The sequence below is a fragment of the Alteromonas aestuariivivens genome (assembly GCF_003367475.1).
GTDB classification, from domain to species: domain Bacteria; phylum Pseudomonadota; class Gammaproteobacteria; order Enterobacterales; family Alteromonadaceae; genus Alteromonas; species Alteromonas aestuariivivens.
Map to the genome: position 1 here is coordinate 55,034 of NZ_QRHA01000014.1, position 12,729 is coordinate 67,762.

The 12,729-nt window shown below is 51.0% G+C and carries 11 protein-coding genes; 5 read left to right on the plus strand and 6 right to left on the minus strand.

Annotation, left to right across the window (positions count from 1 at the left end):
• Positions 1 to 67: 67 nt before the first annotated feature.
• The 4 genes from DXV75_RS15760 to DXV75_RS15775 form a co-directional block, all read right to left on the minus strand.
• On the minus strand, positions 68 to 688 hold the full coding sequence (locus DXV75_RS15760; protein WP_115594390.1) for a LysE family translocator: 621 nt from the start codon (positions 686 to 688) through the stop codon (positions 68 to 70).
• Entirely contained in the window at positions 689 to 1,426 is a 738-nt protein-coding gene (gene cobB, locus DXV75_RS15765) for a Sir2 family NAD+-dependent deacetylase (RefSeq protein WP_115594391.1), read from the minus strand.
• Positions 1,423 to 2,268, minus strand: a complete 846-nt coding sequence (locus DXV75_RS15770; protein ID WP_245953260.1) for a sulfurtransferase — start codon at positions 2,266 to 2,268, stop codon at positions 1,423 to 1,425. Before DXV75_RS15770 ends, cobB begins: the two co-directional genes overlap by 4 nt.
• A 95-nt stretch (positions 2,269 to 2,363) precedes the next feature.
• Complete coding sequence (locus DXV75_RS15775; protein WP_115594393.1) at positions 2,364 to 3,548, minus strand: permease; 1,185 nt, start codon at positions 3,546 to 3,548, stop codon at positions 2,364 to 2,366.
• Between the two features lie 404 nt (positions 3,549 to 3,952).
• On the opposite strand from DXV75_RS15775, the gene DXV75_RS15780 reads away from it, so the two are divergent.
• On the plus strand, positions 3,953 to 5,506 hold the full coding sequence (locus DXV75_RS15780) for a methyl-accepting chemotaxis protein (RefSeq protein ID WP_115594394.1): 1,554 nt from the start codon (positions 3,953 to 3,955) through the stop codon (positions 5,504 to 5,506).
• Positions 5,507 to 5,565: 59 nt separating this feature from the next.
• Here the strand turns inward: DXV75_RS15780 and DXV75_RS15785 are convergent, their stop codons facing one another.
• The gene (locus DXV75_RS15785; protein WP_115594395.1) at positions 5,566 to 6,030 is read right to left on the minus strand and encodes a CreA family protein; all 465 of its coding nucleotides are present in this window, start codon (positions 6,028 to 6,030) and stop codon (positions 5,566 to 5,568) included.
• Positions 6,031 to 6,156: 126 nt separating this feature from the next.
• On the opposite strand from DXV75_RS15785, the gene DXV75_RS15790 reads away from it, so the two are divergent.
• Together DXV75_RS15790 and DXV75_RS15795 are read left to right on the plus strand one after the other, a co-directional pair.
• Positions 6,157 to 6,522: an MmcQ/YjbR family DNA-binding protein gene (locus DXV75_RS15790; protein WP_115594396.1), complete on the plus strand. Its 366-nt coding sequence runs from the start codon at positions 6,157 to 6,159 to the stop codon at positions 6,520 to 6,522.
• A 22-nt stretch (positions 6,523 to 6,544) separates the two neighbouring features.
• Entirely contained in the window at positions 6,545 to 7,018 is a 474-nt protein-coding gene (locus DXV75_RS15795; protein WP_115594397.1) for a LabA-like NYN domain-containing protein, read from the plus strand.
• Between the two features lie 27 nt (positions 7,019 to 7,045).
• Here DXV75_RS15795 and DXV75_RS15800 read toward each other — a convergent pair whose 3' ends face one another.
• Complete coding sequence (locus DXV75_RS15800; RefSeq protein ID WP_245953261.1) at positions 7,046 to 8,179, minus strand: FAD-dependent oxidoreductase; 1,134 nt, start codon at positions 8,177 to 8,179, stop codon at positions 7,046 to 7,048.
• A 337-nt stretch (positions 8,180 to 8,516) separates the two neighbouring features.
• On the opposite strand from DXV75_RS15800, the gene DXV75_RS15805 reads away from it, so the two are divergent.
• A complete protein-coding gene (locus DXV75_RS15805; protein ID WP_115594398.1) occupies positions 8,517 to 11,084 on the plus strand; it encodes an endo-acting ulvan lysase-like protein in 2,568 nt (855 codons plus the stop codon).
• 96 nt (positions 11,085 to 11,180) lie between these two features.
• On the plus strand, positions 11,181 to 12,596 hold the full coding sequence (locus DXV75_RS15810; RefSeq protein ID WP_115594399.1) for a cellulase family glycosylhydrolase: 1,416 nt from the start codon (positions 11,181 to 11,183) through the stop codon (positions 12,594 to 12,596).
• The last annotated feature ends 133 nt before the right edge of the window (positions 12,597 to 12,729 follow it).

The window sequence follows — 12,729 nt, forward strand, 5'->3', positions numbered from 1 at the left end:
ATTCGCAAGTATACCTTACTGGGACGGAATCCCCTAGATTGTGCGCCCATACACAACAGCTAAGTGATTAAAGCAGCACCAATTTTGCTGCCAGGCCCAGTAGAATTACACCCATGGCGCGATCCAGCCAATAGCCATTTTTGCCAATCAGGTTCGCAACCTTGCTGGTACTGAGCAAATAGGACAGCAGACAAAACCAAGCTGCCGTAGCAATACTGAGATAGATGCCGTATGCCAGTTTTATCGGGAATGGTGTTTCGGTGCTGATGATGGCAGTGAACAGCGACAGGAAAAACAATGTTGCCTTGGGGTTTAAACCGTTTGTAAGAAACCCTGACCAAAAGGCCTTTTGGTGGCTTAACGTGCCAAGCCGATGCTCCTCTGGTGCAGACGTAACTGAACCCGGCTGGCTTTTAAGCGCCCCGATCGCCAGGTACACCAGATAGCCCGCAGCCAAAAAACTGAAGGTGGTAAACAACCAGGGGGTAGACTGAATCAATACACTGAGCCCAACCAGCGAATAGGCTACGTGCAGAAGAATACCAACGCCGATCCCTAAGCTGGTGTAAATGGCCGTTTGGCGGCCGTAAGCAATACTGTTACGCAGGACAACCGCAAAATCCGGCCCTGGACTCGCAACCGCAACCAGGTGGACGAGCGCGATGGTAACAAATTCACTGAGATACATTCACGACTGTACCGGTTCAGATATCGACCATTGCTGCAATAAGCCTTCAACAAATGCGGGTACAGTAGCAGACGCAGGACCCTGCTGCGACTCGTCAAACATACCGCACTGATCGCTGGGTTGAAGGTTAAGTTCAACCGAACGCGCGCCACTGTCTGCCGCCATTTGCACAAACCCGGCCGCCGGATAAACCTGACCGGAAGTCCCTATTGCTATAAACAGGTCTGCTCTGGACAGTGCCAGAATGATCCTGTCCATCTGCAATGGCATTTCACCAAACCAGACAATATCCGGGCGAAGTTGCCCGCTGGGAGAACAGCACGGGCAAGGCGTTAGTGCATCGAAGCCGGAATTCCAGGTGTGGCTCAGGCCGCTGGTACAGCAACGTGCCGACAGTAACCTACCGTGCATGTGCACTACGCGGTTACTTCCGGCCCTTTCATGCAGATCGTCGACGTTTTGCGTAACCAGTAAAAAACTGTCTCCGAGAGCCCGCTCCAGCCTGGCAAGCGCCCGATGTGCCGCATTGGGCACTACCTCGGGCATTTGCAGCTGTTCTCTTCGTTGGTTATAGAAGCGATACACCAGATCGGGGTTCGCCGCAAACGCTTCAGGCGTTGCAACATCTTCTACCCTGTGTTGCTCCCACAAACCGTCATTATCACGAAACGTCTTTAAGCCTGATTCGGCTGAGATACCCGCTCCGGTTAACACCACAACCCGAGGTTTATGATTCATAACTCTGTCTCCAGCGGGAATTGATTATTGGCTCCCCATTCGGCCCAGGACCCGTCGTACACGCTGACCTGGCTGGTGCCACAAACTTTGGCTGCCATAGCGACAACACAGGCAGTAACACCTGAACCGCAAGAACAAATTACAGGTTTATTGATGTCTACTCCGGCCTGTTCAAACACATCAACAAGCTGCGACTCCGAGCGCATACGTTGATTGTCGAGTAAACTGGTAAAAGGAACGTTTCTGGCACCAGGAATATGCCCACTTCTGACGCCCGGCCGCGGGTCTGGTTCGCGCCCGCTGAATCTCCCGGCACTACGGGCATCGGCTATTTGCCATTCATTAGCCTTAGCCTGGGAAACAAAGTCACTGCCAACAAACCAGCCTGGTTGCGGATCAGGCACATATACCCGGTTTATTGTATTTGCCTGCGGTGCCTCATTGAGCGGATAACCGCACGCTTTCCAGGCTGGCAGGCCTCCGTCCAGCACACGCACATTTTTGTGCCCCAATGCTTTGAGCATCCACCATACCCTGGGGGCGCAAAAAAGCCCCCGGTTTTCATACACCACGACCTCGGATTCGGCACTGATGCCGAGTTGACCGAGATAGAGCGACAATGCCTGGGCAGACGGCAGGCTATGAGGCAATCCGGTTCCGTGGTCACTGCCTGGGCCATCGAGGTCAAAATTAACCGAGCCTGGAATGAAGTCAGAACTCGTGTTGTCCGCTACGCCACTAACCGGGTCTGACATCACGGCACGCAAAACCACAACTGGCCGTTCGAGCATAGCCTTGTGTAATTCGTTCGCTTGAATGAAGAAACCTTCCATAGATTGCATGTGTGTGACCTTTGATTAAACAGCGAATCGTCGGTGTCGGTTGAACATCATACGAACATTCTAAGTAAAAATACACCCATATCCCTGGCAGATTTTTAACTAAACTGATTTAAAACCATTGCCAACACCAAAACCTGCGGGAGTGTTACAACGGGCAGGAACAAGGCAAATTTCCACGAACGGCTCATGTCCTTGAGAACAACAACTTCTGTGTAATCAGTCGCAATACCTGCCATAAGAAAAGCAAAGCCGTTTCCCGGAGCGTTCGCCTGGTTAGCAATATCTGCGGCAATTGGGGTTGACCCCTCAGAACAGACTTCAATGATTGTGGCTGCCACAGTAGTCACGGCCAACCCAACAATGGTGGGTCCAAACCAATAGGCATAATCCTCGGGCGAGATGAACACTTGCATTGCCGCAGCAATAATAACGCCGACAAACAGCCAGCGGATCACCATCCGGCTGTCTTTTAACCCTTGCAAAGCTGCACTCTGAACTCGTTTTACGTCCCAGCGGCTGGCCTGCCATTGCTCTCGCGCTGAAGCCAAAAATGGCGTTGAAGATTGCGAGACGACTGTATTAGGATTTGAAGGCAAGACGCCCCTGGCAACCAGACGATCGAACACCATTCCTGAAATCACTGCCACTACCGCAGAGAGCACCAGATAAACCAGTGTCAGTTTCCACCCAACCAGGGCGACGAGGATCAATGTCAGTGACAAAGAATTCCAGGGGCTGGCGACCAAAAACGCAATCACCTGGCCGGCGCTGGCCCCTCGCTCATACAACTTGGTTCCCACCATCAGGATGCCGTGACTGCAGAGGTCTAGTAAAACCCCTGCCGCTGTCGCCCTCAAAATACCGATAAAACCACGCCCCGTTCCCATCAACCGGGTTACCAGTTCTTTTGGTACCTGCCCAAGTATGGCCAGAAACACGATGCCCACCGCTACTCCCCACCACATTGTGTGCAGTGTGTGTGTAACTGAGGCGCAGAATGCCCCCAGCCACTCGGGCATCGGCAGGCCGGTACTGCGATTAAGCCAGTAAAGGCTCAATGCGCCGACAACAATGGAAATGCCTGCAATTAACAGCCAGTCACGTTTGCTGGCATCGGTATCGCAGCAGGAAGCCGGCGTGCTTTGCTCAACAGCTTCGCTTTCATGCGTGCCGCAACAGCTTGTGGCAGCCGCACTTTGCTGTTGCCCGATTGAACAGTGTTGGTCTTTGTTGTGGCCAGAGCCGGTTTCAGTTTCACTGGTGCAGCAGGGCTTTGTCATGGTAACGGTAATAACCTGAAATATTGTTGGGGTAAGCCTGAGAAACGCAAAAGTTACCGGTTTATTGTAACCAATTCCGCGTCAACTTACACATTATGTCAAAGCACCCCGGATTTTGTAAAATACGTTTACAATTCAATATATTAATTGGAACTTTACTTTAATTCCAAACTGATGGAAAATTGCCGCCGATGGGAACCGGTCTACTTACCGCCATCACCAGGGAATGGAATTATATGAGCTTACAGGCAAGCCTCCCCCAGCGGTTTATTGTTGTTCGTTTAGCTTCTAACCTCTTCCAGCTTAAAAAAGCGGAAGCAAACGTCTGCTGACGGCAACGAAAACTACACCTCATTTAATCCCTTCACAGCCATAGACACAACCAGCGGTAATTCACACAAATAATGCGTAACAATCAACCTGTCACACTCAATGAAGTCACGTTTGGGCACACGACCAAACTCATCTCGGTAACCGACGAGCACAGCAACATAGTTTCCTGCAATGACGAATTTGTCCGGATCAGTGGATACTCAAGAGAGGAACTTATCGGCCAGCCTCACAACATCGTTCGCCACCCGGACATGCCTGCGGCTGCTTTTGCCATCATGTGGTCGTTTCTGAAGCAAGGCAAGCCCTGGATGGGACTGGTAAAAAACCGTTGTAAAAACGGTGACTATTATTGGGTTGATGCCTACGTTACCCCCATTACAGACAATGGCAAAATTATCGGATACGAATCGGTTCGCTCCTGCCCCAAAAGAGAGGATGTCGCACGGGCTGAAAAACTCTATTCAAAACTGTTGAGCGGAAATAAACCTCGCAAGCGTTTGGGTTCCAATGTTGTCACAGGCCTATATGTTGCCTTGGTTTTGGCATCCTGCGGTATATTCGTGGCGTCTTATTCCGGAGTCGCCTTTGCAATGCTGCTTACAGCTTCCATCGGCTATGCAGGCTGGTTGCGCTATAAGCAAAAGTATTTGAACGACGCCATGAATAAACATTTGCAAGCCAGTTTTACGCACCCTATTGCCGCCCTCACCTACACAAACGACGATTCAGCGGAAAGTCTGCTTCAGGTTTCCGTGTTGAGTATGAAAGCCAGGTTATCAACGGTAGTTACCCGCATCAATGAATTGGCGTCACAGGTCAAACATATGTCCGAACAGGGCGAGCAGGATACTCAACGCACTTGGAACGGCCTCGACAGGCAGCATCAGGAAACCGCTCTGGTTGCCACTGCCATGAATGAAATGTCGGTCACTTTGGCTGAAGTCTCTGCTCACGTGTCCGAAACGGCCAACAATGCCGACGCTGCCAATCATTTGTCCCAGCAAGGCAAAGAGACCGCCCAGGTTGCGCTTAACGCCATTTTAAGCTTACAAGATACCGTAGCTGACATCAGCGACTCGGTGGCACTGGTTGCCGATCAGTCCAAACGCATATCCACCGCGGCACAGGTTATCGAACAGATTGCCGAACAGACCAATCTGCTGGCGCTGAACGCTGCCATTGAAGCTGCCCGAGCCGGAGAACAGGGACGCGGGTTTGCAGTGGTCGCTGATGAAGTACGCACACTTGCCCAGCGTACACAGGAATCCACGCGGGAAATTTACACCATAATCCAGGAATTGACCCAGCGCTCGGAGTCAGCGGTCAATAAAGCTACCGAAGGCGCGAATGCCGCCAATGAAGGCGTGGCACAGGTGAAAGCCAGTAGCGAAATGCTCAGTGGCATCACCGAAGCGGTTGAATCCATTGCCCATATGGCTCTGCAAATGGCCACTGCCAGCGAACAGCAGTCCAGTGTGGTGGAGGACATCAACCGTCAGGTAGTGAACATTTCTGACCTGACCCACTCCAGTGTTGGCAGTGCCGAGCAAACCGCCAAATCCATCAACCAGCTCAGCAAGGCTTCTGACGAATTACACGAACTGGTTATCCGTTTCCAGAACTGAGAGAGCCCCTTTGGCGGACTGAATTCATCTTCAGGCCGCCGAACATTTATCGATGAAGGTTATTGCGTCTGCACTTCAGGTGTTCCGTAGGCCTCAGTGCCCCACAAGGGTACGGTCGACAAACTGTGCTTGAAGCTGCCTGACGTTTCTTTGGTGGCATAGGAGACATACATCAGTGTCTGGTGCTCTGAATCCAGGATCCGCCTGATTTTCATCGATTTGAAGAATACACTTTTTGAACGGCTGAACAGTACCTCACCATCTTTTCCCTTATCGATTGCGGCAATCATCTGCGCGGTGATCGGTCCGGTCTGGCGACAGGAAATAGCACTGTCTGAAGGATCAGACAAATCCAGGTTCGCCTCAATGCTTGATACATGGCAGGTTACGCCTGTAACCACCGGGTCGGTAAACGCATCGAGTTTGATGTCTTTGGTGGTAAACAGGCCCAAAGACACATCCCCGACTTCATTGCTGTCACACCCTGCCAAAACCAGCATCGACAGTACCAATAGTTTTTTCATACACTCCGTCCTTAATTGATTGCAGCCTCCCTACTATCATGTGGGCATTTATCTGTCTCAAAACCCCTTCAGGGCGGTGACTTGTGTTACCTTTCCCGCCAGCTAAATATTCCAAGGTGATCTTTGATGAATCACACTGCCATCATTGAGTATTTGAAAGAAAAGCCGGCCTGCATTCTGGACTACCCGTTTGGCCCTGATGTCCAAGTATTTAAGGTGGAGGGGAAAATGTTCGCCCTGCTTGCCAAAAGACAAGGCAGTATTTACCTCAACCTCAAATGCGACCCGCTGGAAGCCGTTCAGCTGCGGGATGTGTTTGATGCGGTTCAACCCGGCTATCACATGAACAAAAAACACTGGAATTCGGTGCTTCTCGACAGCTCTCTGCCAGAGGGGGAAATCCACAGAATGATCGACAATTCCTATTCTCTGGTGGTCAAAACTCTCACCCGCCCGGTTCGCGACAGCCTTGCTGCACGCTACGGCATTTAACCGATTACAGGATATACCTGCTATGCAGAAAGTACTGATTCTTGTGGATGTACAAAATGTGTATTACACCACCCGACAAACCTTCAACCGTCGGTTTGATTACAACCGCTTCTGGGCCCTCATCACCCGCAACACGCAGGTTGTGCATGCCTTTGCCTACGCCATTGACCGCGGGGATCAAAAACAACGTGAATTCCAGAATATTCTTCGCGCCATCGGTTTTACGGTGAAGCTCAAACCCTTTATACAGCGCGTGGACGGGTCCGCCAAAGGAGACTGGGACGTGGGTATTACCGTGGATGCCATGCAGTACGCCGATGAAGTTGACTCGGTGATCCTGGTTTCCGGTGACGGCGATTTTGATATTCTTGTCAGTACCTTGCGCAATAACAAGCATAAAAACGTTGATGTATATGGTGTAAAGGCATTAAGTGCCGATTCCCTCATCCAGGCAGCAAGCCAGTTTCACCCTATTGGCACCGACCTGCTGCTCTAAATTCAGGCTAACCCCGCTCAGGGTAATTTACGCCAGATTGGCAAACATCCGCTGGTGTTCTTCAATAATCCGCTGGGTTTCTTCGGGCTCCGGCTCGGTGGACCAGTCGCCAGGTTTAAAGGTTCCGCCCAGAATCATGCAGTCGCCGCGGGAAAACATATACAGTGGTTTGTCTGAACCGCCTACTGCCAGATAGTCCACTGCCGGATCTGGCGGCAGGATCACCAATTGACCTTTGGCTGGCATGATGCCGGTGTCGCCGAACAGGGTTCTTGACCCCAGCCCGGTACAGTTGAAAACTACGGGTTCACTCAGTGCCGCAATGTCTTCCTGATCACGAAAGTCGCGGATCACAAACTGGCCTCCCGCCCTACGGACATCCGCAATCAATCGTTTGAGAAAAATCGGAGTTTCCACCAGCATAGTGGCTGAGGCGGTGCAATACTCACTGGCAAACGGGTGTTCACCCGGCCCATAGGTTTGGGTGTAGGGATAAAAACGGGCAAACTCACCCGGTTTGGGTACCGTATTGCTGGCGGAATACAGCTCAATCCAGCGGATCCCGTAATATGAGCCAACCATGCCGGAATAGGTACTGTGGGCAATCTGGGCTGCCTGTTGCAACTGTTGTTTGAAGGCGCCGCTGGAAACCTTAGGGTCGTGCACACTGTAGGGCCCCCATTCTCCCCCCGCGACCTGGGATGTGGTGTATTGGGCCATTTGGCGGGTGTACACCGTGACTTTCCAGCCAGACTGTTGCAACAGGCGCGCTGTGGTGAGGCCCATCACACCGCCACCGATCACAGCTGCCTGCTTGTTTTCGTGATCCTGAACTTCGTTAACGGCAAGCGCAGAAGAGCCCCAGGATAGGGAAATTCCACCGCCGCCATGCCCATAATTGTGCACCAGAGTTTTATTACCCAAGGTTTCGCTGCGCACCACAAACCCTTCCGGACGATAAGGCCGGTGACCAACAGCCTGCCGAACAATATTACCTGACGAAATTTTTGGTGCTACTAAAGGGTTTCGCGAAAGAGGCCGCTGAAAGCCCACTGCGGGCGGTGTTAGCGTAGTATTCAGACATCCCCCTAGTGTAGCGGCTACAGCACCCGCCCCCATTCCTTTTATCAGCCGACGGCGGTCGTGGATATGTTCAGACACAGACTGTTCCTTATTTAGTTTTAATTTTCATTACGTTAAGTTGGTTAACGCCCGTTTAGCCATCTTCAATGAACGCAATCTGTATGCCATTACGCTATTGCTGTGGCAGATTCCTGTAGCAGTCACCCAAACAGAATTCTGGCGGCAACTCATAGAAAACTACCTGCCTCTGACTTGCAGTTGCAAACAACTGTGGACATTTGACGCAAATTGATAAACCATGACAGTTTTTGCAGGTTCGTTAATGGCAGGTTAAAGCTTTGCTTTATCGGGTACGCTTTACGCAAAACCAAATTGCTGTTTTCGAAGTTAGTCACGTTTTTCAGTTGAGGGGATCATGCAGTTATCAGCAGTGAATAAATGGTTGAATAGTCTGGGCTTTAGGCATTCCAGCCGGGTTTTGGTGGTTTTGGCGGGTGTCACAGCACCGGCACTGGTGGCAACACACGTCAACGCTGAAGAAGTGGAGCGGCCATCGATTTGGGTGAAAAACGCCGATCGACAACCGATTCTGGACAAAATTCAAACTCAGCCATGGGCTGCATCCCTGTTCAATGAACTGCAGGAAAGAGTCGCGCCGCTGGCTTCAGAAAAAACCAAGGCACGGAAAAAAAACCTCGAGCAATTACCTTTAATTTGGTTTGACGACCGCTCGTTACCACCAACTCTGCCAAAATTCCGCATGAAAGGCGGCGGTAGCAAACAGCAACTGACCGCTGTAATCAAAGCCCTGCAGGACGGTGTGGATTGCGGAGTAATGTATTACCTGACTCAGCAAAGCAGCTATGCAGCCTGTGGTGCCGATATTCTTTATACCTATATCAATGCGCTGAAGAGCATGGAATTGCAAAAGAAAGGGCCGATGAACTCCGGCTGGATGTTTCCCACTGATCATTTGTATGAAGCGCGGGTAATTGGCGCTCAGTTACCGATTATCTACGATTTTGTTTATCCTTACCTTAAATCTGGCGGCAAGGTGTATGATTTGGCATCCGGCGAGTTGGCTTCATTTGATTTTGACGATGCACAGAATACCTTCAAAACTTACATCTGGCTGGCACTAAACAGAGGTTTACTCGACTCCAACTGGCCAGTTCTGGAGTCTTCCAGCCTGGTACACAATATACTTGCGCTGGATAACAAAAAGGCAATTCAGGCAAACCTGCCCTACTACACGCACCAAAATACCAGCCACCAGGCTTCATTGAAGATGGTGGCAAAGCAGTTTGCCAAAGAAGGCGACATCTGGCCGGAGTCGTTGGGATATTCACGCCACGTGGCCGCATTTTCAATTTATTTAATGACGCTGCTTGATCGTTATGATCCAGCCTTGGGTTTGGGTGCAACCCACCCTAACATACCCGCAGCTTATATGTCCTACTACAACCTCAAGTTCCCCAACGAAGAATACCCTTTCTTCGGTGATGGCCACCGCAGCTATACTATCGAATACCCGGCATTTGAGATGGCCTATTTACTTGCACGGCTGAACAATAATCAACAACAGGCTGAACAGTTTGGTGACTACCTGGCTTCCAGCCTGAAAGCCGGAGTGTACGATCGCGGGCACCTGGAAGAACGCCGTTACCGGGCCTCTCCGTATTACACACCCACACAGCTGTTGTGGTATACCGACACTATTGAAGGCAGCACCAATCTGGACGTTGCTCCGCCGCGCCCCCGCACCAAGCGCCTGGAATTCGCAGGCATGACCATTCAGCGCAATACCCACTTTGACAACCCCGTTGAAGACAGCCTGATGGCTTTTATTGCCGGGGGTTCCTACATTCATGGCCATGCTTCCGGGATGGACATGGAGCTTTACGGCCAGGGGCATGTGCTGGGCATTGACGGTGGCAAAGGCACCTACCGCACCGACATTCATGAGAACTACTACCGCCTGTTCGCTGCGCATAACTCGGTTATCAGTAACGGCGCTTCGGCCTCCCACGGTGGCTGGATAAACATGGGGATCAGTAAGGTGGAATCGGTAGTTACCGAGCCTGCCTTTGGCGAGCCGGGCGTTTCCCCCAACCACTCATTTACCACCTCTTCTTTTGACGATAAATATAACCTGGTGGCACCGGCTACTCACCAGCGCACACTGGCACTGATAAAAGTTTCCGATACCCAGGGTTATTACCTCGATATCTTCAAGGCCAAAAGTGATACCGAAAATCAATATCATGACTATGTTTACCACAACATTGGCGACGCGCTTTCTGTCACTTCCAATGGGAAGAAAGTGGTAATGAAAAATGATGCTGACCGTTATCAGGCATCTGCAAAGCTGCCGTGGGTGGAACATAAAAAATACCGCCATCCGGGCTGGCACTTTTTTGACAAGGTAAAAACCTATCCAGCAACGGCTGACTCGCTCGAAGCTACTTTCACCGCCGCCAAACTCGGAGACAAAACCATCGCCATGCGTGCCTTGATCCCGGCCGGAGTAACTCAGGACATCACCCAGGCCCTGGCCCCCAAAGCCTATGGCGCAGCTCCCCCGTACAACAAGGCACCGTTGCCTACATTGGTGCTCAGAAAGCAGGGGGAAGCCTGGAGCCAGCCCTTTGTAGTGGCGTATGAATCAGCCACAGAAGGTGAAAAGTACGCGGTACAACAGGTTGAGCGACTTGAGGAAAACGGCCAGTTCAGAGGCGTCAAAGTTACCCTTCGGGTAGCCGGTGAAGTACTGACCCAGTACGTGATCGCCCAGGACACTATTGACGACCAATTTAGCGCCCCTGAGCTTGGTATTGATTTTCAGGGCCGGTTCGCTGTCATCACAATAAATGCTGATAACCGGGTCAAAGAGCTGTATCTGGGTAGCGGTCAGTCGCTGTCTTACAACGGCACCACTCTCACGCCCCCAAATGGAACCAGCAGCGCCTATCGCGCCTATTAATCGGCTTTTTGAAAAATGGCAGGAGCGGCACACTGTCGCTGCTGCCAGTCGATTAGGCGCCGCCTAAATGTTGCGTTGAAATTATAAGGATACTTCATGTCAGCCATACACAGAATCCCGCTTCTAGTATTGCTCTGTCTAGTGAGTCAATGGAGTTATGCTGAGATTAAACACGGGCTCAGAGACAGCCAGCAACGCCATATGATCCCGCGGGGGTTTGTGGTCAATACAAATGATCACGTAGGGCCGATTGATTTTAATCCTGAGGACTTCTTTCGAATGGCGCGCCTAGGTGCCAATACCCAGGTCATCCGCCTAGAATTGGGCCAGCTCAGCGAGTTTGAAGGCGCCCAATTCAACCCCGATTACCTCAGACGCCTGCAGCGCACTGTGCGCCTGGGACGCGAGGCTGGCCTTTATACCGTGTTTAAGATGACCGTATACGGAGTTAAACAGTTCCGCTGGCAGGACCTGTATCTCAACAATAATCATCAACAGGAAACCTACATCAACGCCTGGAAGCGCATCTGGGAAGCATTTAAGGACAATCAGGCGGTGCTTGGATACGATCTGGTCAATGAGCCTCGTAAGCTCGAAATGGATATTAGTTACGACGCCCTGACCAGCGACTACCTCATACCCTTGTACGAAAAAATTATTGATGCCTCACTACCTTACAGTGAGGACAAGCTGTTTCTGATCCAGACAATTTTCATGAACAAGGGCGAAGCGATAAATAAAAACCAGTACGCGGAAATCAAACAGCGGATAGACCGAAGCAACCTGGTGTTTGCCCCCCACATATACCAGAACGACGTCGATTACATCGCCCCAACCATGCAGCGATTTGACAAGGAATCCGATTTACTCAACGCACCGATTTTAATTGGCGAATGGGGCTTTCCGACCTTTTTGACCACCGATAAATCAGTAGCAGAACAGCTCAATTATATGGATTTTTACATCCGTACCGCCGAGATTTTTGATCAGATGGGAGTCGGATCAATCAAGGCCTGGTTTCTCGGTAACCGTACCTATCAGAATTTCCTACCCGGTGGTGAATCCACCTGGGCTATTTTCAGTGATCGTCAGGCCATTGGAACGGTTGAGCGCAAGTATATTACTGACATTATTGCCCGCCCCTATCCGCAACTGGTTGCTGGCTCGATTCAGAATTTCCGTTTTGATTTTGCCACCCGCCAGTTTGAGCTCAACCTGATACCGGACAACAGCAAAGGGGCTTCGCGGCTGTTTGTCGCCGCAGACCGCCATTATCCGGACGGCTTCAGTGTTCATATTGGTGATGATTTGGTCCTAACCAAACAACCCATTCAAAGCGGCCTGAAGGTGCACTATTCCTCTATCAATACCAATCCCGCGGATTTTGTCTGGGATGACGCCAAACAACAGTTGGTGATCCTTGCCTGGCCTCACTCTGATAAGCCTTTACAGGTTCGCATCACACCGGGGATCTATCAGGATCCGGACCCGCTTGTAACACCCGAAGGCTGATTAAAGGGTAATCCCCCCTAAAAATAACAGCAGCCAAAAGTAGAATTTTCTCGTAACCTGAACGCAGGAGATTCTGCATGAAAAAATCACGATACACGGACAGTCAGATCCTGGCCATTCTTAAGCAGGCGGA

Excerpts from the sequence above, each read along its gene's own strand:
- DXV75_RS15760 (WP_115594390.1), bottom strand. The coding sequence starts at position 688 with ATGTATCTCAGTGAATTTGTTACCATCGCGCTCGTCCACCTGGTTGCG.
- cobB (WP_115594391.1), bottom strand. The coding sequence starts at position 1,426 with ATGAATCATAAACCTCGGGTTGTGGTGTTAACCGGAGCGGGTATCTCA.
- DXV75_RS15770 (WP_245953260.1), bottom strand. The coding sequence starts at position 2,268 with ATGCAATCTATGGAAGGTTTCTTCATTCAAGCGAACGAATTACACAAG.
- DXV75_RS15775 (WP_115594393.1), bottom strand. The coding sequence starts at position 3,548 with ATGACAAAGCCCTGCTGCACCAGTGAAACTGAAACCGGCTCTGGCCAC.
- DXV75_RS15780 (WP_115594394.1), top strand. The coding sequence starts at position 3,953 with ATGCGTAACAATCAACCTGTCACACTCAATGAAGTCACGTTTGGGCAC.
- DXV75_RS15785 (WP_115594395.1), bottom strand. The coding sequence starts at position 6,030 with ATGAAAAAACTATTGGTACTGTCGATGCTGGTTTTGGCAGGGTGTGAC.
- DXV75_RS15790 (WP_115594396.1), top strand. The coding sequence starts at position 6,157 with ATGAATCACACTGCCATCATTGAGTATTTGAAAGAAAAGCCGGCCTGC.
- DXV75_RS15795 (WP_115594397.1), top strand. The coding sequence starts at position 6,545 with ATGCAGAAAGTACTGATTCTTGTGGATGTACAAAATGTGTATTACACC.
- DXV75_RS15805 (WP_115594398.1), top strand. The coding sequence starts at position 8,517 with ATGCAGTTATCAGCAGTGAATAAATGGTTGAATAGTCTGGGCTTTAGG.
- DXV75_RS15810 (WP_115594399.1), top strand. The coding sequence starts at position 11,181 with ATGTCAGCCATACACAGAATCCCGCTTCTAGTATTGCTCTGTCTAGTG.